Raw genomic sequence first — 21,129 nt, 5'->3', positions numbered from 1 at the left:
AATTCTACCCCAAATACGCCCCTGGATACCCCCTCCTCTTTTGCAGTAAATATGTCTTACCTTGACAAAATATTAGATAAAACATTCACCTGGTTCTCGGCTAACTTCGGTACCTTCTTATTCATCATTTTCATAGGTATTGGCACCATCCTTATCGCAAGGACTGTAAACCACCTTATGGAGAATTACTTCACAAAAGCAAGCGGCAAACTGCACATGGACACCACGTCTTTCCGGATGTTCAGGCATGTTATTGTTGCATCAATCTATTTTTTAGGTCTGATTGTTATAATATTCAGTATTCCTGACCTGCGTAGTCTTTCTGTAGCCCTCTTTACAGGGGCAGGGCTTGCCGGTATCGTTATCGGTTTTGCAGCCCAGAGCACGCTAAGCAACATTATTGCAGGCATCTCCCTTGCTCTTTTTCAACCTTTCAGGGTTGGAGACAGGCTGAATATTATGAATGAATACGGAAAGGTTACGGACCTCAACCTCAGGCATACGGTAATTATAACCTGGGATAACAGGCGCCTGATCATCCCTAACTCAGTAATCAGCAATGAGGCAGTAATCAACTGGACCATAGAAGACCCTGCGGTTATCTGGCCGGTAAATGTTGGAATTAGCTATGATTCTGATATTAGCCTGGCAAAAAAAATCATGATTGAAGAAGCCAGAAAACATCCCCTGGTCATGCCTCTCCAGAAAATGGAGTACAGTATTGTAAAGCCCAGTTTCCTGAAACCTGAGACCTTTGCAAATGGATTCAAGAACCTTTCCGTGCTCCGTAATGTAGACCCGGATTTCAGGGACAGAGGAGAGGTTAATGTATACGTGACAGAGCTTGGAGATTTTGCCGTAAATCTTCGCCTGCTGGTCTGGTTTAAGGACAGGAGCGATGCATACAGTTCAGGGTGTGAATTAAGGGAAGCAATTAAAAGGCGCTTTGACAGTGAAGGTATCGAAATTCCGTATCCTTACAGGACTATCGTGTACAAGACAGATATTCAGAAGGAAAAGTCTCCTGAAAAATCCGCCTCAGCAGAAAAAAGTAAAATGAAATATGCTCCAAGGAGCAGGCTAACTGATATTGACGATAGAACAGATGATGAAACAGAGCAATAAGACTGGGTAATAAGACAGGTCAATAAAACAGGGTAATAAGACTGGGTAATAAGACTGGGTAATAAAACAGGGTAATAAAACAGGGTAATAAAACAGGTCGATTAAAAGTCGATCAAATGTTTAATGAAAGGGAGCTAAAATGATGAAAGGATTTTAAAGTTCCCTTTCATCGATCACTCTTTTTGTCTTTTTCATGCTTCTTGGCAGTTCCCCGAGCTTTACGCCCACAATATCCACGCTTACGCCGATAAAGTCCTTGAACGCTTTTCCCAGGGCCTTTTCAGTTTTTTCTTTCTTTAAAGGATCTTCTGCCCCTTCAATTTCAACTCTGAAAATCATGCTGTCTCTGCCGTCTTTACGCGTAAGGAGGATCTGATACTCACTGCTTACTCCGGGAACCCTGTGGACAATATCCTCGATCTGGCCCGGGTAGATATTTACTGCCTTGAACTTTATGCGGTCGTCAGACCTTCCGAGGATCCTGTCAATCCTTGGGAAAGGGCAGCCGCATTTACAGAGTCCGGGGATTATACGCGTCAGGTCTCTTGTCCTGTAGCGGATCAGGGGTGCTCCTTCCTTTGTGAGGGTGGTAATTACAAGTTCTCCGAGGGTGCCTTCAGGAAGTTGCTCGCCAGTGATAGGGTCGATGATCTCAAAAAGCAGGTGATCGGACCAGTAGTGCATCCCTTCGTGGAAGGAACAGTCAAGGGCAATTCCGGGACCATAGATTTCGGTCAGTCCGTAGATGTCGAAGGTCTCGATCCCGAGTTCGGTTTCGATCCTGCTGCGCATCTTCTCGCTCCAGCGTTCGGAACCGATAACTCCTACCCGGAGGTTGATCTGGTCCTTTAAGCCGCGCTTTTCAATCTCTTCGGCAAGCAAAAGTGCATATGAAGATGTACTTGCAAGGGCTGTGGTCTTGAGGTCGGTAAGCAGCTCAAGCTGTTTTTCGGTGTTTCCAGGGCCTGTGGGTATTGCCATTGCTCCAAGGCGCTCGGCTCCGAGCTGAAACCCGATCCCTGCAGTCCAGAGCCCGTATCCGGGGGTTATCTGAATCCTGTCCTGGTTGGTAAGACCTGCCAGCATGTAGCAGCGCATCATCAGTTCTGCCCAGACATCGACATCCTTACGGGTATAGGGGATAATGACAGGCTTGCCGGTTGTTCCGGAGGAAGAATGGATCCTTACGACGAAGGAATCAGGCACTGCCTGCAGCCCGAGGGGATAGGCATCCCTGAGTTCCTCTTTGTGTGTGAAAGGCAGGAGTTTCAGGTCTTCAAGTGACCTGATTTTCTCGATATCTACGTTTGCTTCTTTGAACTTTTTCTGGTAAAATGGGCTTCCTTCAACCACACGTTTAAGCAGTCCCTTCAGTTTTTCAAGGGTATCTTCTTCTGAGAGTTTGGGGTGGTAGAGCTGGACCTCCGGATCGAGCTCAGACTTCAAGGATGCTTCATACATTTGATTTCACCTTCTGTTCCCCGTCTGGGTGCCCGGGGATTAGCTTAATTCTTTCGATTGCACCTTCAAACGCAGCCCTGTTTACAGCCCTGTGTTTTTCAGGGATTTCGGTTTCAAGTACTGCCAGAATAATTTCTTTTGAAAAAGGCAGCATATCCGTGCCTACAGCCGCTCCCAGCATTGCAACATTCGCAGCCCGGTATGTGCCTGCTTCTTCTGCAAGCTGTGTAAAATCGAGGCAAAGTATACCCGGAACGTGGGCTTCCAGAAAAGTCAGCAAAGCTGCAGGGTCGTATTCAGGACTTCCAGGGGGCTTTGATGCAGGAGGGATGGAATGAGAGTTCACTATGATTTTTCCGCCTTTTTTCAGGAAAGGCAGATTTCTTATGGTTTCTGCAGGTTCAAGCCCTATAAGCAGGTCTGCCTGCCCTGCAGGGATAAGGGAACCCTGGATCTCATCTCCGATCCTTATATGGCTGCTTACCGAACCTTCCCTCTGGGACATGCCTATGGTTTCGGCAGTGCTCATCCGGAACCCGGCTTTCATTGCAGCAAGCGCAAGCATGCGGGAAGCAAGTACCACACCCTGCCCTCCAACGCCTGCAATCAGAATGTCATACTTCATTCCCTGAAGTTTTGTCCCTTCAGGTTTTGCTCCTTCAGGTTTTGCTCCTTCGGATTTCATTTCTTCACCCCACCTTCGCTTATGGCTCCTGAAGGGCAGATCTGTGCACAGAGCCCACAGCCGCTGCAGCTGTCCTGGATGACAGGTTTGTCTTCTCCCGGCGGGAGGAATATTGCAGGGCAGCCGAGCTGCTTTACGCAGAACCCGCAGCCTGTGCAGATTTCAGGATCAATTGTAAGTCGTGTCCCTGATTTTGTAATCCCTACACATTTTCCTTTAAACACAATTGCAGAGGGACCTTTGAATTCCATTGCTTCCTTTGCCGCCTCAATGCAGTTTTCCAGGCTATTTTCCAGGCTATTTTCCAGGCTGTTTTCCGGGCTGCCTGTTTCCACGGTTCTTACAAACTCAACTCCACAGCTCCGGACCACACTGGCAATGTCAATGGCTTTTGAGGGATTTCCAAGGGCAGTCACTCCTATTCCGGGATGGGGCTGGTGTCCTGTCATGGCAGTTGTGCGGTTGTCAAGGATGGCAAGGGTAACATCGGCTCCGTTGTAAACAGCATTTACCACAGCTGGAATGCCGGAATGGAAAAAGGTCGAGTCCCCGATAAAAGCTACCTGCTTTACTTCAGGATTTGTGCGGGAAAGCCCGGCGGCAATACTCAGCCCTGCTCCCATGCAGAGGCAGGTGTCAACCATGTTGAGAGGGTATGCGTTTCCAAGGGTATAACAGCCTATATCCCCGGAAAAAATAGTCTCAATCTGAGAGTCCTTTTTAAGCTGTTTTGCAGCCTGCTTAAATGCATAAAAAACGGTCCTGTGCATGCAGCCTGCACAGAGGGTAGGAGCCCGGACCGGCAGGGGCGGAAGTTCTCCTCTCAGAATTGCAGGGGAAGCATGGGAAATGCGAGAAGTTTCTCCGAGGTCCGCAAGCACTTTGTTGACGCCGTCAATAACAATATCAACATTATATTCCCCGCTCACCGGGAAGAACCCATTCTTTTTCCCATAGATGTCAACAGGCAGGTGAGCCCTTCCGGTAAGCTGGAGAGCCTGTTCTTCGAGGTAAGGGTCAAGTTCCTCGATCACGATCAGTTTTTCGATCCCCTTTAAGAAGGAAAGGGCTGCCTTTTCCGGAAACGGATACACTGTCCCGACCCTAAAGAGGGTGAAAAGCTCTTCAAAACCCTTTACAGCCTCTTTTACGTAGAGAGCGGAAACTCCTGAGGCTATTATCCCTATTTTTCCGCTTCCCGAAATGGAATTGTAAGGAAACCCCGAAAAGCGCTCGGAAAGCTGCACCTGCACGTTTTCAAGCCAGGGGTGCCTCTCGGCAGTAAGCCTTGGAAATATCGTCCAGCGCCTGTCCTTTGTAAAGCCTTCACAGGAAGCTTCAACAGCCGCAGGTTCTGCGATTGCGAGCTCAACATCCCCGCAACTGTGGGAAACCCTTGTGGTAGTCCTGAGGATGACCGGAATTTCGAATTCATGTGAAAGCTCAAAAGCCAGCTTTGTAAGCTCATACGCTTCCTGCGGGTTTGCAGGGTCAAGGACAGGGATATTTGCAAAATGCCCGAAAGCCCTGGTATCCTGCTCGGTCTGAGAGGAATGAGGGCCCGGATCGTCGGCTACAAGCAGGACAAGAGCCCCTTTTACGCCGATGTAGGTCAGGCTCATAAGGGGGTCGGATGCAACGTTTAACCCTACCTGTTTCATGGTAACAAGCACCTTTGCCCCGGAATAAGCCGCTCCCACAGCCGTTTCAAGTGCAACCTTTTCGTTGCTCGACCACTCGGTATAAATCCCGCACCTGTCAGCATACCTGAGAATTGTCTCAAGAGCTTCGGTCGAAGGGGTTCCCGGATACCCGGTAACTACCTGGACTCCGGCTTCTATAGCTCCAAGTGCAATGGCTTCATTACCCATTAACAGTTTTTTTTCAGTCAAATAAACTCATCTCGGATCGCGGGTAATAATTTAATGAATTGGATAAATTTTGACAAGCCTCAAAGAGAATGAAATGAGGTTGAAAACGAACCTGAATTCCCAAAGAATCTGATAAAATTATTTTTGAGAATTCGAAAAAATATATTTTAGGATATTTCGCCGTTTTTTTTACGTTACTGGAATGCGACGCACATCTATGTACAACACTGCGGGAAGAAGTACGTAAAATTCGAATATAAAGTTTTTGTTTTATGAGGTTCGGGATGGGTATTGGTTTACACGTAAACAGAGTCGGTTTGTTTGAGAAGAGTTAAAAATACCATATCCCACAATTTACACATTCAAAACAGAAAAAACGATGACATCAGTTTTAATATCAGTTGAAGCTACTACGAGCCGTTTCTTTCATTGATACTAAAGATTACTAACTTAATAATCACATATAATTTTAATTCAAAAAACAGTTACTTATATGGCCAATAAGGGTATTATTTAAAGCGGGGGAAAATTTTTGAAATGTCAATGTTGCGGTGAACAGATTGAAATCATGGCTTTTAAGTGCAAACGTTGTGGAGAACTATTTTGTGTGGATTGCAGGTTGCCCGAAATCCATGATTGCTCAGTAGTGATAGTACAAAAATGGGAAATCTTCGCAGTGAATAGAAAGAAGTTAACAACATAAAAATGTTTATTAAAGGCAGTTAGTAAAGCCTATCCTCAGCAGTATATATTGAGTAGAGGGTAGGCGTGTTCTATTTTCATTCTATAAAGACACCAGAAACTCGATGAAATCTAAAAAGAGAAATAAAAACCGTTTTAAAGCACTATCGTTCTTTAACATTTGCATATTTATATATATCAAATTATTTTTTCCCTTTTCCTTTAACCCCTTTTCGCGGGTTGTCGGTGCTGGTCATTATTTTGTGATTCTCATCAAATTGAACCCATTTATCGGTTTTTGGGTTATACGCTTGAGATCTACCCTTAACGGCACCAGCCCGTCTACCTTCACCGGTGTTCTTTGCCATACAAATCCCCCCTACAGATTTAATTGAATTATTACTTATACTGTGTGCAAAATATTTAATAGTTTCTAATCATCGACTTTAAGCTTTATTTAGTCTGTGATATTGTTCTGATGATGCCATTTTAACCTGTGGGCACTGCAGAACTTGATACCGATCTCGGATTCAATAATAATGAAATCTTACCTGCTTGAAAATAGAAGAAAAATTGCGAAAATCAATATTAACTGGTACATCTTGTTATTTTTTAAACCAAATATGAACATATTCTTCGGATAATAGTTACCGATTGAAAAAAGGTATTCAAATTTTTAGCCGGCTGGAGAATGACTTCGCAAGCATGAAGAATAAGCAGCAAATCAAATGGCCAGAATTAAGAAAAAAGTTCTAAATTTCAAAAAAGTCAAAATGTGCTGTGCACACCCCTAGCATTTCTTTTATAGCAAATTTCTTTTATAGCAAATACTTCTTTTATAGCAAATATTCAAGAGGGATTTTACTTCACTCAGTCTATACTCTTAAGGTTCATTTTAGCAACGATCGGCTGCATATTGAGATACATTGGAACGAAATCTCTTTTCTTATTTCTCTCTGCGATTTTGAATCCATATTTTTCATAGAATCCGGTTGATTCTTTTTTCGAATCTACAAGAATGTATCTGCATCCCACACTATCGCAAATCGATAACACTTTACCTATTGCAGCAAACAGTAAATGGGTACCTATTCCTCTCCTTTCGAATCTGGAATCTACAGCAAATCTTGCAATTTTAATTCCCGGATACCTGTTGTACCTGTAACACTCGAGCCCATCTGTTACATATACTTCTTTAGTTCCGATCGTATCTACTGCTAAAGTAACATACCCAACCAGTTCACCTTTCCAGAAACACAAACTTGTTCTACTGATCAGGTTTGTCTGGTCATTTAAAGCATCGTCTTTCAAAAAATCGTTTAATTCCGAATTTGCGCAACTAAAAGAAGAAATGTCGTAATTTTCGTCCAAAGGAACGATAATAAGTTCAAAATTTGAAATAATCGAAGGCAAGTTTAAAACCTGTTTCTTTCATATATTTCTCTAGCCTTCTTGAACATCTCTATCATTTCATCGGTTACTACAGGATTTTTATCATTCTCTAAGAATTCTTTTGCGTCCTCGCCTTCGAGAACAAGCCCGAATTCAATGGGTTTTGCCATAATATTACCCTCGATAAGATTGCAACTTATATAATTGTATATTCTATGCCAGGCTTATATATTTTTGCTGCACGAGCAACACACCAATATGCTTATAATCATTCGATTTAAGTCATAGAGTACATAGTGATAATACCTTCCCTTCCTGAAAGAATAAGAAAAATTGCGAAAATCAAAATTAGCTGGCATATCTTGTTATTTAATTAAATCAAAACAGAATTCTCCTTCACCCAATCCACAATCTGTTTAATCGATACATTTTTCTTTTTAAATTCGAGCATGTGCTCAAGAATTGCTATATATCGCTCCTCGATGGCGTAATAATCAGTATTTTCCGGGTCTATTTCCAGCTTCTTTCTGAAGCCTCCATCTTAACCAGCGTTTAAGACATAAAGTAATTAAAGCTGTTATTAAACTATAACAGCCTGATTCAAGCATATTTTCCGAGGATAAATCCCCCGAGCATAGATACAAAATCAATTACATGCAAGTCTGTGAGATTGCCATAATGGCGCGACCGTCCGGGCTCCAGGAACCGCACCTCCGCATGCTCAAAAAAGCCAGAATAAAGAAAACTGTCCGTTAAGTTTTAAGTTTCTAATAAAATCTGAAAGAACTCCAGAAAAGTAATTTTAGGGGGTGGGGATCATGAAAGATGTTCATCCAATTCATAGAGATCCCTTTACAATACGATATTTTCCCACCACCTATCTAATATAATGCAACAGTTGTATTTAAATTACACTCATGAAAATGAAAAGAAGATTTGCTTTTTATATGATATTTTGGTTTTATCGAACCCTCAACGTCTTCAATGTCTTCAACTCCCCCAATTCCCTTAACTTCTTTAACTATAATTTAGATCCGGTTTTCTCCCAAACATCACTGCAAACTGGTAGTACTTATATATACAGCTAACATCACAAAAACCTGCTTCTTTAAGCCAATCAAGCTGCTTGTCCAGGCATGTATCCTTATCAAGCTTAACTCTTTCATAACCTGCCAGTATTTCTTCTTCGGGTAAGCCGCTGCTTTCGACATGCTGTTTCCAGGTCGTCTTATTCAGGTTTTCTATGAAAGGGGTTTCCCCATGTACCTGATCGGCGTTAATAAAAACTCCTTTTTCTTTGAGTATGGAGTAACTCTTTTTATAAAGCTCCTTTTTTTCTTCGTCTTCCAGGTGATGGATAGATACGGCTGACACCACCAGATCGTATTTTTCCGTGAAATCATATTTTGAATAGTCTGCTGCAATGTATTTTACGTTTGATTTATTTCCAAACCTGTCTTTTGCCATATCCAGCATCTTTTCTGAGATATCAATAAGCGTAAATGATGCTTCTGGATATCTTTTCATCAGAAATGCCGATAAAAGGCCTGTTCCGGCACCTATGTCCAGGATACATGGATTTTCAGAATCTACTGACGCCACGGATACCGCTGCTCCATAAAAGTCATCGAAGCAGGGTATAAACTTTCTTCTCTGTTCATCATACTTTTTTGAAATAGCATCAAACTTTCGTTGAATTTCGCTCATTTTTTCCACCAGGTTTTAGCACCCAGGAAGGGGGCTTCTTTACCTTCTTAATGCATATGCCTTGTCCTGCATTTTTCCTTTTTACTGCATACATCTTTGTTCTGCATATAATTAATAGGACTTACGCACTTGAAATGCCGAAAAGTTAATTTCATTTAAAATATAATTATATTATAGTAATTCCCCAAAAACGTACGGAGTTATGGACATAAATCCACCCAAGTGTAACGACTTTGAATACATTAATTTTCTCATTGCGGCTTCTAACGTTTTTAGTTGTACTGAAGCCGCTAGATGTTATCCAATCGTAGATAATGCTCCTGCTCATGACTCTTTTACTCGCTTACTTCAAAGACAAACTCCAGATACAGAAGCGCTATGGGAGGAGGTAAAAAATTATGTCAAGCCTAAGGAAGGCTTTCTAATTGTTGACGATTCAACATTAGATAAACCATATGCAAAAGAAATGGCTTTTGTTCGTCGTATGTGGAGTGGAAAACATCATCGTACTGTAAAAGGAATAGGTCTGGTTACCTTAGTTTGGACAGACGGTACAACCGTTATACCTGTCGATTTTAGAATTTATAACATCGATGAAGACGACAAAACAAAGAATGACCATTTCCTCGATATGCTTGACAAAGCCGAAGAACGTAGTTTTAATCCAGAATTTGTTTTGTTTGATACATGGTATGCAAGTGTGAAAAACCTTAAAGCCATAAGGAAGAAAGAATGGCACTTTCTTACAAGGTTAAAGATTAATCGTTTGGTAAATCCTGACAACAAGGGAAACGTGCCACTTGAAACAGTAGATATTCCTCCAAAAGGACTTGTGGTTCACCTCAAAGCATATGGATTTGTAAAGGTGTTTCGGATAGTTTCAAAAGATGGAGACACGCAACACTGGGTTACAGATGTGCAGGATATGGATGAATCAAAACGTGAAGATTTGGCAAAGAAGTCATGGAAAATTGAAGAATATCATAGAGGGATTAAGCAATTCTGTGGGGTCGAAAAATGTCAGGCAAGAAAGGAAGAGTCGCAAAGAGCACATATAATGTTCTCATTAAGAGCTTTTCTAAGATTGGAATTACAGAGAGTCAAAAGTGGAATCTCATGGTTTGAAAGTGCCATGAAAATTAGAAGAGTGGCAGTGACAGCATACTTAAATGACCCTCTATACACATTAAATTAATTAAGGTCGGAGTGAGATTGTTAAAAACGATATGTTGAGGCCCAACTGCGTAACTCCTAATTAATTCATTATTGGCCTGTTTCCCGTATCCTACATTTGTTTTCAATATCTTAAAGCTCATTTTGATAAATTCCCTCTAAAGCTAAAAAACTAAAAAACTAATCTATTTATATCTCGCAGCAATGTTAGAAGCATGAATCTTGAAGATGAAGAGACAGTAACCGATGAAAAGAGCCGTGAATTTGGCGTGTTGGGAGATGTTCTTCGAGAACTACAAAGGGAAGAAATGGAGGAAACTGAGACGTGCCTGGTAGAAATCCAGGAAACCATCACTACACAAAACACGATGGAGATTCTGACAGAGATCAATGCAACATTAAAAGAGATCGCAGAGACACAGAAGAAAATATTGGAAGAAATTAAAAAAAACAAAGCCGAATAAACTCCAATTGACACTTTCTTTTTTGGTTTTAAGAACTGCTTTGATATTTTCAACTGTTTTTTTCCGGGACTTCGATAGTATTCTGATATGTGAACAGAGCTTTTTCAGCCGAAATTTTGGAATCTCAGATACTGTTTGAGTCTTTCAGATACTGTTTGAGTCTTTCAGATACTGTCTTCAAGGTTTTTTCTTGCAGCACAGCTTTCAAGTGACGCACTGGCAACAGCTTTTGCAACGGCAGGCACAACGTGCTTATCAAGAGGCTCCGGGATTATGTAGTCTTCCGAGAGCTCGCCCACAGTCACAACATTTGCAAGGGCATAGGCTGCTGCCATTTCCATTTCAGGCGTTATCCTCCTCGCACAGGTGCCAAGAGCTCCTTTGAAAAGCCCCGGGAAACTCAGGCAGTTATTGAGCTGGTTTGGAAAATCCGACCTGCCGGTAGCAACAATTCTTGCCCCTGCCCGCTTTGCAGCATCGGGAATGATTTCAGGGACAGGGTTTGCCATTGCCATTACAATAGCGTCTTTTGCCATCGAGCGGACCATATCCTCGGTCACGATCCCTCCGACTGAAACCCCTATAAAAAGGTCAGCCCATGGGAAAGCTTCTTTGAGACCACCTTTTATTTTTTCAGGGTTTGTAAGCTTTGCAATTTCCTCTTTTATATAGTTCATGCCTTCTTCTCGCCCCTCGTACAAAAGTCCCTTACTATCACAGGCAAGAATTTTTGCAGGATCTGCACCTGCCCGGACCAGGAACCTGAAAATTGCAACCCCTGCAGCCCCAAGCCCTGAGATAACTATTTTTAACTCCCCCAGCTCCTTTTTCACTATTTTAAGGGCATTCAGAAGCCCGGCAAATACGACAATGGCTGTCCCGTGCTGATCGTCATGGATAACAGGAAGGTCAAGCTCTTCCCGGAGTCTTGTCTCGATTTCAAAACAGCGGGGTGCACTGATGTCTTCAAGGTTGATGCCTCCGAAAACCGGAGCCAGGTATTTTACCGCTTTTATCACCTCTTCGGTATCCTGGGTGTCAAGGCAGATCGGAAAAGCGTCTATGCCGGCAAATTCCTTGAAGATAATTGCTTTTCCTTCCATAACCGGCAGAGCCGCATACGGCCCTATGTTCCCAAGCCCTAGCACTGCTGACCCGTCCGTTACGACAGCAACTGTATTTTTCTTAAGGGTGTAAAGGTAGACCAGATTGTGGTTATCACTTATTTTCCGGCAGGGCTCAGCAACTCCGGGCGTATAGGCAACGCTGAGGTCGTGGATTGTACGGAGGCGGACCTTGCTTGCAACTTCAAGTACACCCTCAAGCCTCCTGTGCATTGCAAGCGATTCCTGATATAATGAAGCGTGAGTGTCGCTATTCTTTTCCATACCTTTTCCGGAGTCCTTTTGAGAATCTCTTTCAGATTTTTTCTCCATATTTTCTTCCGGAGCTCTTCCCGAACCTGAAACCGAATGAACGTCTTTTATTCCGAAAACCCCCTGTGCTACACCAAACCCTGTGTCCGGATAGTTAACCTCCGGAAAAACCGCGTGTAAGATATATTATGTTATTTAATTATTTGTATAAATATTTGTATAAATAATAGATAAACCCGATGGAAGAAAATGACCCATGATTTTTTTCTTTTTTTCTTTCCAGTGATTCCTCAGTTTTTAGATCTCGCTTTCCAGAAAGAGATATACCATTTCAGGAGAATTACCCTGTATGCAGATTAAAGGAATTGCCCGTGATACTCTTGATTTTATCCTTGAAGCTAGCAGGTCAATGGCTCCTGAAGAGTTTGCCGGGCTTTTGCAGGAGAAGGATGGAATAATAACTGAGGTGCTTATCCTGCCCGGAACCGAGTCAAGCGACTCAAATGCAGTCCTCAGGCTTTTCATGATGCCAAATGTAAAAGCCGCAGGCTCGGTCCACAGCCATCCCGGACCAAAACGAAGGCCCTCAAAAGCTGACCTGCACATGTTTTCAAAAACCGGAAACTGCCATATTATAGCGGGCCGCCCATACGACAGGGAGAGCTGGACCTGCTACGACAGGGAAGGAAATATCAGGGAACTTCCTGTCCTTGATGTAGAATTCGAAGAGGACGAGGAGTTTTGAGAAGATCACAGAATTAAGGCATGATAAAAAACATGATATGAATGCATCTCCCTGCAACATACAGTTATTATTCAGAGATATGTCCGGGTAACATCAAACTAATATCCCTGCGTTATTCTCCGGAACAACCTTTCCTTTTTTTTCAATATAAAGCTTGAGGGGGCAGCAATTTAGCTCCTGAACCCGCTTGCTGCCTGCCTTATTCCCTACCAAAAACATTTTATTTACAGATGCACATTATTTATTATGGGATACACCCTGTACCTTCATTTAAAGGGAGGCGGCTTTAGCTTCAAGGTTGTATCCGGGAAACGTATCTGGAACTCAAGAACCAGATAGCCTTCACGTATCTGGAGGTAGTAATCCTAATGCCTACATGCCAAGACTGCAGATTTTATACGGTTATAGATGATTTAAAGGGCGAATGTTTCAGCCTCGGATTTGAAGTACGCGGGAAAACCGATTCCAAGAAATGCCCGGAGCGGGCTTTCAGGCCAAATAAAAGTTCCAATTCGAAAAAAACCGAAGCAACAAGGTATTAAAAAAGAATAGCGGATCGGGAACGAAAAAACTCTGTTAAATGAGGTTGAAAATGAGGTTGAAAGTGTAAAAATACATTAATCAAGCCTCCAGCTGGACAAAACGCCGGAAAGCGCAAAAAATCTTTTTTCTGCTTACCGGAGTTAAATATTCAATATTTTCTTTTTATATCTCCTTTTTTCTCTTTACGTTTGAATTTTAGTTAAGTCCCCTTTATATGCTGATATTGCATTTGCCAGGGCTAAGCGGTTCTGCAGCTGCAAATAAACGTTTTTTTCACCAAGATCAAGAATAGTGCTTCAAATGCGACAAAAGGATATAACTTTATTTTTGAACTTATCCTGAAGCCATTCCTCACTTGTGGATAAAATGTAAAGATATTGCATAAATTTGAATCCAGCAATAAGTTAGGTATTGCAAGTGGGGGACTATACCATGAAATTGATGAAAATTAAAGCTGTCCGGACAGGCTGAAAATTTCTCTTCAGGCACAGGCCGGGTCTGGTCAAAAGAATGGTTTTTTGATACCGGCGGCTTTTTATTGGAACCCTCTGCCGATTCAATCTCAAATGTAAAAGCCATAACGTGGGGCTGGCAGATTCAAAGATTTTAACGAAATACAGATGGTAGAATCTATATTCCCGACCTTAACTCCGCCCTCGAATTCTATGAAGAACTCTTCGGAACCTCCGCAGCCATGTGTTTTGAAATCCCACAAATCGGCCTGGAACTGGCTCAGGTAGGAGACCTTTTGCTAATAGCCAGCTCGGATGAAGCTCTGAAACCATTCCGAAGCATGCAGGCTACATTTCTTGTTGATTCTCTCGATGAGTTCAGGGCTTTTCTGGAAGAAAAAGTAGAGAAAGCATCCGGGGGCCTAATCTCACCTGATTTGGGATCTGAATAATTACAAAACATTCAATAAAAAAGAAATGAGGAAAACCCCATTTCAAATTTACCCAGCTTCCCGGCATTTATGACACTGTATACTCACAGCTTAGTAGTAAACAATTTTGTAAACTGATCTGTTGCTCTCGCTACTAAATGTAAGATATTTCCCATTTTCATTTTTATTGTAAGTACTTTCGGGAAGAATGTCCGAGTCTATGTAAGCTCTTTTATTTTCAGGGACTAAGAAGTTAAATCTGATTTCTCCGGGGTAATTTGTCTCATAATCAAATAGTATTGTATTATTCTGAAACGCGGTGTAATTGTATGAGAACCGGGTATCTGAAGTGGGTTCGTAAAGAGATATAGAACCGTTATCTGTCCCGAGTCCTGGCGTAATTACCAGACTATTATTTGAGAGATCAACACCGAAATATCCTTCTATCACACATTGCCCCAGTACGCCTGCACTTCCTAAATACATTGGACTGCCTTTGCCTGTACCGTTCAGGGTATACCATTCGTACAGACCTCCCACATTATTATCCTGATTTGCAATTTCTCTTAAGTGAACAACTGCATCTTCATTACGACCATTAATAAATTCTTCAAGAACCAATCTGCCTGCAAACCAGTCCCATTGGCCACCATTTTGATACTCGTACTCCTCGTCCATAATAGTATTTGCAAAAAAACTTGAAGGATAAGCAGGGATAAGTACACAGCCAATTGTGCTTGAGTTAACCTGTATTTTTCTTTCTCTGGCGATTTCAAAGATTTGCTCTGCCTGAGTATGATTTGCAAGACCGGACTGTATAGCAATCACGTTTCCACCCATTGGAAACATCTCTTCCTCATTAAAATCTAAGTTAACTGGTGAGATCCGGACATGCATCTTATAGTATCCTTTCTTCTGCTGCCAGAGATATTTGTTTACGTTTTCTTTGATTGAATGTGCAGTATCAGCCCAGAAAATTGCCCTTTCATTCTCTTCAAGATCCGTCTGCATTAAAGAAAGTTCATTACATGCCTGAAAAAAGAACGAATTATCATAAATATCGCATGTCCAGTGTGTTTTTTCTGAAACGTGGGTTCCGGGAGTGTCTTCAAACTGGACATCCCCCCAGTCTGCAGTGTAAGCCCCGCTTATTAGCCCGTAATTATTGTTATACCGGTTAGTTAATACCCACATCAGAGAATCATCCAGCCGATCAATAATTCTTTCCCCTCGTACCGTTTTTTCAAGCCAGGAAGTATTTCCAGTCATTTTATAGTATAAATATGCAGAGTGAACAAGACTCGCTTCCTGATCGGTTTCAACTGTATTCTTATCACTGCCATATGGAGAAATATAATCAGGAATTGAACCGTTTTCCATCTGGTTCTCACAAAATGCTTCGATCCAAGAACTAAAGAATGTCTCCGGGAAAAGATATCTTCCTGTTTGAATAACAGTTGCACTATCACGGACCCATATTTGCGGATAACCTGAACCTGCATAAAATCCAAGAATCGGTTTTCCATTATCTACAAAAACAGTTGCAGAAGAATTTGTTGTGTTTACTATAAGAGCCTGTAGTTTATTAATTTCCGGATAGTCTGTCCTGTACTCGAGTTTCCCCTGTTGTTCCAGAACTCGTTTTGAGATCTCAACTTCTTTTTCAAGGGGGTTGGTACCCTGTACCTCAAACCAGGTAACTCCCTCCTTAACCAGGTCTATGACAAGCGTATAATTTCCTTCCTGGTCAGGGGTTTTTATCAGGACTTCGGAATTTATTGTGTCTCCAGGGCTTACATTATATGGAAGAAATGTCCTGAGTCCGTCATAAATAACGGTTCCATTTGTGTTATTCCAGTGATAAGATATACAAACCGGCTCTTTCCCATCTTTAATCCATGTGTCCGTACCCGTGTTTTTTACCGTAAGATTTGCAGAACACATTGAGCTTGAAGTTAGTTCTGCCGGGATTTCAATGTCCGAGTATTCTGCTCCATAAATCGGTTCCAGTTTGATCCCCTTATTTGGAGTGCTCAGTTCTCTTGAGTCCTTATTTTCCAATGCTGTAGACGATACAAGGAGTAAAAATAAAACCAGAACAGTTGAAACTAAGACCACTGAAATCAATTTATTCCTATTGTTCATTTATTTATTTCCTTTTCATCTCTTAGTTATAAAAATCCAAATGTAAATAATCAAACACCGCCTTTAAGTTTTAAATATTTCTCTTTATAACGTAGAATTCAAAAAATCCTTTAATTGAAGATTATTAATTTAAGGATAAGATAGGATTGAAATAAACCTGCACAGAATGTCAGGTTATTTTGGAATAGAGAACGTAAAGACTTCGAAAATTTCAAATGAGATTAAAAAGAGTCCAATAATATGAAAGTCCTTCAAACCCTCTCCCGCCTCTACATTCCCGACCTGAACTCCGTCCTCGAATTCTACGAAGAACTCTCAGGCACTCCCGCAGCCATGCGCTTCGAAATCCCGCAAATCGGCCTGGAACTGGCTCAGATAGGAGACATTTTGCTAATAGCCGGCTCAGAAGAAGCTATGAAACCATTCAGAAGTACTCGGGCTACATTTCTTGTTGATTCTCTCGATGAGTTCAGGGCTTATCTGGAAGAAAAAGGAGCAGAAATTATCCGGGGGCCGGATAAGGTTCCGACCGGGAGGAATATGACAGTAAGGCATCCGGACGGGTCGGTAATAGAATATGTGGAACACTCAAAAAAAGGGTGAATGATACAATCTTTTCAGTCATCGATCTGTTCTTTTCAGTCATCGATCTGTTCTTTTCAGTCATCGATCTGTTCTTTTTAGTCACGGGAATGTTCTTTTTAGTCATAGAAGTATCCTTCAAAGGTTATTCAAATATTTTTTTAAGTTACCAACATGACCTTCGTATGATTGGATTTTAAATTTAAGAAGGTGCTGTGTTTGTGTTTAATTTTCTCTTTTTCTGTTTTTGGAAAAAGCCGTCCGCTTCGCGGCCGGTGAGAGTGCCGGTGCCTGAAACTGATATTAAAAACGGTTTATGGGGGCTGCCGGATGAAGGAATTTTGGTTGCTTTGAGAAGCAGGGAGAATTTACTTCTCTTTAGTTTCCTTTTTCTATTGACCTTTTGTTAAGGAAAACCCCAATCCTGAAAGTCGCTGTAAAGAGAGTGGAAAAAAACCTGAAACTTAAGAAGGTCATCCGGGAACGACTCTTGAAATGGTTATTATCCTTGCTTTTTTACGCTGCTGTAAACCTTATAATGAATTCTGTCCCGTTATCTCTTTTTAGTTCAATTCTGCCTTCTAACTGGTCTACAAGAGTGGTTACCAGTTGTATCCCAAGATCGTCAGGATTTTCCAGATCAAAACCTTCAGGCACACCTACCCCATTATCTAATACTGTCATAATATAATTGGTGTATTTTAAGCCCTCATTATTGCTTCCTGCTCTATTGTCTTTGCTTTCCTTGGAGTCTTCCTCCAGGGAGTTTTCCTTACAAAGCTTGATTTGAATTTTACCATTATCTCTATCTACAAATGCATGTTTGAGAGAGTTTGAAACAAGTTCGTTGATTATTATACCTAATGGGACTGCAGTATCCATATCAAGGAAAATGTTTACCTCCAGGTCCAGATCCAATCTGATATCGGTGTTTTCAAGCCTGTATGTCTGGAAAAGGTTCTCAACGAGTTTCTCAACATACAACGAAAAGTTCAGTGTATCGAACCCTTCACCTTTGTACAGTTCCTCATGGATAAGAGCCATGGATATTACTCTATCCTGACTTTCCCTGAAGGCTTCAAGGATTTCCGAATCCTTAATAAATTCTCTGTTATTAAATTTTTCAGCCTGCAGGTCCAGCAGGGAGGAGATTACCTGCAGGTTATTTTTGATCCTGTGGTGGATTTCTTTTTTACGGGCAGTTTCGATATTTGCAAGGAAATTTTCGGTCTCTTTTTTTTCGGTCGTATCGTAAATCGTACCCTGGTAGAATTCCGGCTTTCCATCCTCTCTCTGAATTTTCTGGTAAATTTCATTGACCCATCTGATTCTTCCGTCCCTGTGCTTTATACGATATTCGATTTCTTTGTAACTGGCGGCTGGAGAACTTCGACTCTTTTCCTCTTCTTTAAGAACGAGAGACAGGTCATCCGGATGGATTATGTCTTCCCACTTAATCCGGGACATAAATTCCTCTTCGCTATATCCTGTGATCTCTTCAACAGCACCATGTAGAAATACAGGAACAAAGTTTTCATCCAGCTGGAAAGCAATCCCATAAAAATTATGTATGAAAGAGCGGTATTTCCTTTCACCATCTTCCAGATTTTTTATCGCAAATTTTATCTCTGAAATATCTTTCAGTACTCCTACAGCCCCGTAAGGCTTACCCTCATAATCTGTAAGCCAGATCCCCCTGTTTTCTATATAAATACAGGTTCCATCTTTTTTTCTCAATCTTAATTCTTCCTTAAATCGGCCTCCGGTCTTTCTCACACTCTGATATTTTACCTCCCCACGATCCATATCTGTGAAATGGATATTTTTAAGCCAGATTTCCTTGCCAAGCTTCTGGATTTCTTCAAAACTATACCCTGTAACCTCTTCTATGGCGCCTGCCCAGGTGCTCTTATCTGTTCTCAAATCATACTCATATATCACCTGTCCTGTCTGCTCTGTGGCAATCCTGTATCTTTCCTCGTTTTTCCGAAGATTTTCTTCTGCTATTTTACTTCGGGTTATATCTCTGGCAATAACTAAGATACTGATCAGCTTTTCAGAGGCATCAAAAATCGGAGAAATAGTTAGTGAGACATTTATTATCTTGCCATTTTTTCTTAACCTTAAAGTCTCATAATGGTGGATTCTATCTCCCTGTGTAATCAGCTCAGCTAATTCTTTTGTTTCTTCAGTTAATGTGGAGGGCTCCAGAATAGATATGGGCTTTCCCACAACTTCTTTAGCCGAATAACCATAAATTTGCTCTGCACCTTTATTCCAGGTGGTAATGATGCCATCAAGAGACTCGGTTATTATGGCGTCGTTTGATGATTCCACAACAGTCGCCATATTCTGAATTTTCTCTTCTGCTTTTTTACTCTCGGTTATATCCTGGATTGTCCCTCTCATCCGAACAGGGGCATTTTCTTCATTAAAAATAAATTCTCCCTGTAAATGGATTATGCACTTTTCTCCATTAGCTAAGATAAGCCTGGAATCAATGTTAAGGGGTTTTCCGCTTAAGGCTTCTTTAACGACATTACTCACATAGTCTCGATCGTCGGAGTGTATATAATTTAAAAGTTCATCGAAAGATGCGCCTGGTTCTCGAGGATCGCGTCCAAAAATACGATACAATTCGTCAGACCAGAATACTCGATTAGTCAACAGATTCCAATCCCAATTTCCAATGTGGGCTATTTTTTGAGCTTCATTGAGTCTTATGTCATTTTCCAGTAACGAATTATAAGATTTATCAAGTTCAAATGTGCGTTTTTTAACTTTTTCTTCTAAATTGTCGCATGTTTTTTGAAGGGCAACGTCTGCTTTTTTGCGCTCGGTGACGTCATTGAAAAGAATGGCGACTCTGTTACTTTCCCGCCCTCCGAACTGAAATGCGCAGACGTCGAACCAGCCGCCCATAAGCGGCTTCGCTTCGTTAATAAAGCGCTTTGGCTCACCAGTCAGGACGATGTTGCCATACGTTTCAAACCAGTATTCTTCATGATTCGGAACAAGCTCCAGCATCGTTTTCCCTGTAGCTTCATGTAACCCTGTTTGCTTTTCGAACGCTGAATTTGTCTCCAAGAATCGATAATCAACCGGCTTGCCGTTTGCATCAAAAATCATCTCGATGATGCAAAAACCTTCGTCAATGGAATTAAACAGGGTTTGATACTTCTCCTCGCTCTCACTCAGTGCCTTTTCAGCCTGCTTGAACTCTGCGGTATTCTTCCACCCTGAATTTTCTATTCGTTTCCATATTCCTTTTTTCCTGGACAAAACAAATTGATGACCTGCGACAATGTCGATGATTTCGGTTGCACTGCACATATCGAGGGAATAAGTGCATAGAGATATTGTGGGGTGTTTGCCTATTACAGAATCCACTCTGATCTCATAATTAACGAAATCCTCACGATCCTTTTTTTCCAGCCGGAAAGAATTTCCCAACCTCATACCATCGTAGCCATTAGCCAGTGCCTGGTTAAATTTTTCAACCAGAACATTTGAGATACTTTCCGAATCGAAATTATCCTCTTTCAAATACCAGTGCGTGAAGGGAATGAATTCTATTTGCCCATTCTCCAGATAAGTATATAAATCAGGAATTGCCCCTCTAAGGCCCTCTTTTGCCTCTTCTACTTCCGAGAGTTGTGATACGACCCACATACAAAATTCGTTATTTTCCAACCCGGCTCTGAAATAGGGGACCAGTATGTCCATCAAATCTTCTTTTGTCTGGTAGAACTGGCAGAAATGTGTCCCCCAGGGTATATCCCCAATAACATCAATACCAGATTTTCTCAGGCTTTCTACCATTTCACACCTTCTCCGACTTGAGTATGTAAAGGAAAAAATTTCTTTGCCCCACGTATAAGGCATCCACATCTCTATTTTTCACAATTTTGACTCCTGGATATTTTGGTGTTCGGGGAATTAATTACTGAAAACCGTAAGCGTAAGAATATCTCTACTTTTTTCCAAACACGTGGTGTGCTCGTTATTCAGATTTAATCAAGAATCGCTCCAACAGTCCTGTTTTGCATGTTCTAAATCCCGCAGCAAAAATCAACATTTTATACATTGAACAAGGTGCATTTATTTGTTTTTAAAACGTACGTAATCGTAAGTTTACTCCTATTTAGTTATAGCAGTTCATTCATAAAATATTAATGAGCCGATTCCAAAACTCAAAATTTGCTTCTCTGGATCTCATGTTTTTAACTTTGGGAGCGCAGAGGCACAGCGAGAAGTCCCCCTCCCTCGGAGCAAAGCGACAGGTTGGAAGTGAAA

18 protein-coding genes are annotated in these 21,129 nt (G+C 41.5%); 8 read left to right on the top strand and 10 right to left on the bottom strand.

Annotation, left to right across the window (positions count from 1 at the left end):
• The first annotated feature begins 21 nt into the window (after positions 1-21).
• The gene (locus tag PHF18_RS10140; RefSeq protein ID WP_300102106.1) at positions 22-1,125 is read left to right on the top strand and encodes a mechanosensitive ion channel family protein; all 1,104 of its coding nucleotides are present in this window, start codon (positions 22-24) and stop codon (positions 1,123-1,125) included.
• Between the two features lie 153 nt (positions 1,126-1,278).
• Here the strand turns inward: PHF18_RS10140 and PHF18_RS10135 are convergent, their stop codons facing one another.
• Genes PHF18_RS10135 through iorA form a run of 3 tightly spaced genes read right to left on the bottom strand, consistent with a single transcriptional unit; the run spans position 1,279 to position 5,163 of the window.
• Positions 1,279-2,586: a phenylacetate--CoA ligase family protein gene (locus tag PHF18_RS10135; RefSeq protein WP_300102050.1), complete on the bottom strand. Its 1,308-nt coding sequence runs from the start codon at positions 2,584-2,586 to the stop codon at positions 1,279-1,281.
• The gene (locus tag PHF18_RS10130) at positions 2,579-3,271 is read right to left on the bottom strand and encodes an indolepyruvate oxidoreductase subunit beta (protein ID WP_300102047.1); all 693 of its coding nucleotides are present in this window, start codon (positions 3,269-3,271) and stop codon (positions 2,579-2,581) included. Before PHF18_RS10130 ends, PHF18_RS10135 begins: the two co-directional genes overlap by 8 nt.
• A complete protein-coding gene (iorA, locus tag PHF18_RS10125) occupies positions 3,268-5,163 on the bottom strand; it encodes an indolepyruvate ferredoxin oxidoreductase subunit alpha (RefSeq protein ID WP_300102044.1) in 1,896 nt (631 codons plus the stop codon). Before iorA ends, PHF18_RS10130 begins: the two co-directional genes overlap by 4 nt.
• 511 nt (positions 5,164-5,674) lie before the next feature.
• Between iorA and PHF18_RS18075 the strand changes: the two genes are divergently transcribed.
• Positions 5,675-5,845: an AN1-type zinc finger domain-containing protein gene (locus PHF18_RS18075; protein WP_367279185.1), complete on the top strand. Its 171-nt coding sequence runs from the start codon at positions 5,675-5,677 to the stop codon at positions 5,843-5,845.
• 181 nt (positions 5,846-6,026) lie between these two features.
• Here PHF18_RS18075 and PHF18_RS10120 read toward each other — a convergent pair whose 3' ends face one another.
• From PHF18_RS10120 to PHF18_RS10105, 4 genes are all read right to left on the bottom strand, one after another.
• Positions 6,027-6,191, bottom strand: a complete 165-nt coding sequence (locus tag PHF18_RS10120; RefSeq protein ID WP_300102041.1) for a hypothetical protein — start codon at positions 6,189-6,191, stop codon at positions 6,027-6,029.
• 502 nt (positions 6,192-6,693) lie between these two features.
• Positions 6,694-7,236, bottom strand: a complete 543-nt coding sequence (locus PHF18_RS10115; protein ID WP_300102039.1) for a GNAT family N-acetyltransferase — start codon at positions 7,234-7,236, stop codon at positions 6,694-6,696.
• A gap of 2 nt (positions 7,237-7,238) precedes the next feature.
• Positions 7,239-7,385 (bottom strand): hypothetical protein, encoded by a 147-nt coding sequence (locus PHF18_RS10110; protein ID WP_300102037.1) that lies wholly within the window; start codon positions 7,383-7,385, stop codon positions 7,239-7,241.
• An 847-nt stretch (positions 7,386-8,232) separates the two neighbouring features.
• On the bottom strand, positions 8,233-8,922 hold the full coding sequence (locus PHF18_RS10105) for a class I SAM-dependent methyltransferase (RefSeq protein ID WP_300102035.1): 690 nt from the start codon (positions 8,920-8,922) through the stop codon (positions 8,233-8,235).
• A gap of 202 nt (positions 8,923-9,124) precedes the next feature.
• Here PHF18_RS10105 and PHF18_RS10100 point away from each other — a divergent pair, with 202 nt between their 5' ends.
• Positions 9,125-10,117, top strand: coding sequence for a transposase (locus PHF18_RS10100; RefSeq protein WP_300102033.1), 993 nt, complete (start codon positions 9,125-9,127; stop codon positions 10,115-10,117).
• A gap of 193 nt (positions 10,118-10,310) precedes the next feature.
• Positions 10,311-10,559: a hypothetical protein gene (locus PHF18_RS10095; protein WP_300102030.1), complete on the top strand. Its 249-nt coding sequence runs from the start codon at positions 10,311-10,313 to the stop codon at positions 10,557-10,559.
• A gap of 164 nt (positions 10,560-10,723) precedes the next feature.
• Here the strand turns inward: PHF18_RS10095 and PHF18_RS10090 are convergent, their stop codons facing one another.
• Complete coding sequence (locus tag PHF18_RS10090; protein WP_367279186.1) at positions 10,724-11,947, bottom strand: NADP-dependent malic enzyme; 1,224 nt, start codon at positions 11,945-11,947, stop codon at positions 10,724-10,726.
• Between the two features lie 337 nt (positions 11,948-12,284).
• Between PHF18_RS10090 and PHF18_RS10085 the strand changes: the two genes are divergently transcribed.
• The 3 genes from PHF18_RS10085 (at position 12,285) to PHF18_RS10075 (ending at position 14,127) form a co-directional block, all read left to right on the top strand.
• Positions 12,285-12,680 carry a Mov34/MPN/PAD-1 family protein gene (locus PHF18_RS10085; protein ID WP_300102024.1) on the top strand — a complete coding sequence of 132 codons (396 nt, stop codon included), beginning with the start codon at positions 12,285-12,287 and terminating at the stop codon, positions 12,678-12,680.
• Positions 12,681-13,048: 368 nt separating this feature from the next.
• On the top strand, positions 13,049-13,222 hold the full coding sequence (locus tag PHF18_RS10080) for a hypothetical protein (protein ID WP_300102019.1): 174 nt from the start codon (positions 13,049-13,051) through the stop codon (positions 13,220-13,222).
• Between the two features lie 695 nt (positions 13,223-13,917).
• Positions 13,918-14,127, top strand: coding sequence for a hypothetical protein (locus PHF18_RS10075; protein WP_300102017.1), 210 nt, complete (start codon positions 13,918-13,920; stop codon positions 14,125-14,127).
• A gap of 90 nt (positions 14,128-14,217) precedes the next feature.
• Here the strand turns inward: PHF18_RS10075 and PHF18_RS10070 are convergent, their stop codons facing one another.
• Complete coding sequence (locus PHF18_RS10070; RefSeq protein WP_300102014.1) at positions 14,218-16,251, bottom strand: trehalase family glycosidase; 2,034 nt, start codon at positions 16,249-16,251, stop codon at positions 14,218-14,220.
• Positions 16,252-16,491: 240 nt separating this feature from the next.
• Between PHF18_RS10070 and PHF18_RS10065 the strand changes: the two genes are divergently transcribed.
• Positions 16,492-16,854, top strand: a complete 363-nt coding sequence (locus PHF18_RS10065; RefSeq protein ID WP_300102011.1) for a VOC family protein — start codon at positions 16,492-16,494, stop codon at positions 16,852-16,854.
• Between the two features lie 495 nt (positions 16,855-17,349).
• Here the strand turns inward: PHF18_RS10065 and PHF18_RS10060 are convergent, their stop codons facing one another.
• Entirely contained in the window at positions 17,350-20,655 is a 3,306-nt protein-coding gene (locus PHF18_RS10060) for a PAS domain S-box protein (protein WP_300102008.1), read from the bottom strand.
• Between the last annotated feature and the right edge of the window lie 474 nt (positions 20,656-21,129).

This window comes from Methanosarcina sp. (assembly GCF_028693135.1).
GTDB lineage: Archaea > Halobacteriota > Methanosarcinia > Methanosarcinales > Methanosarcinaceae > Methanosarcina.
This window is presented reverse-complemented; position numbering and strand designations above follow the sequence as displayed.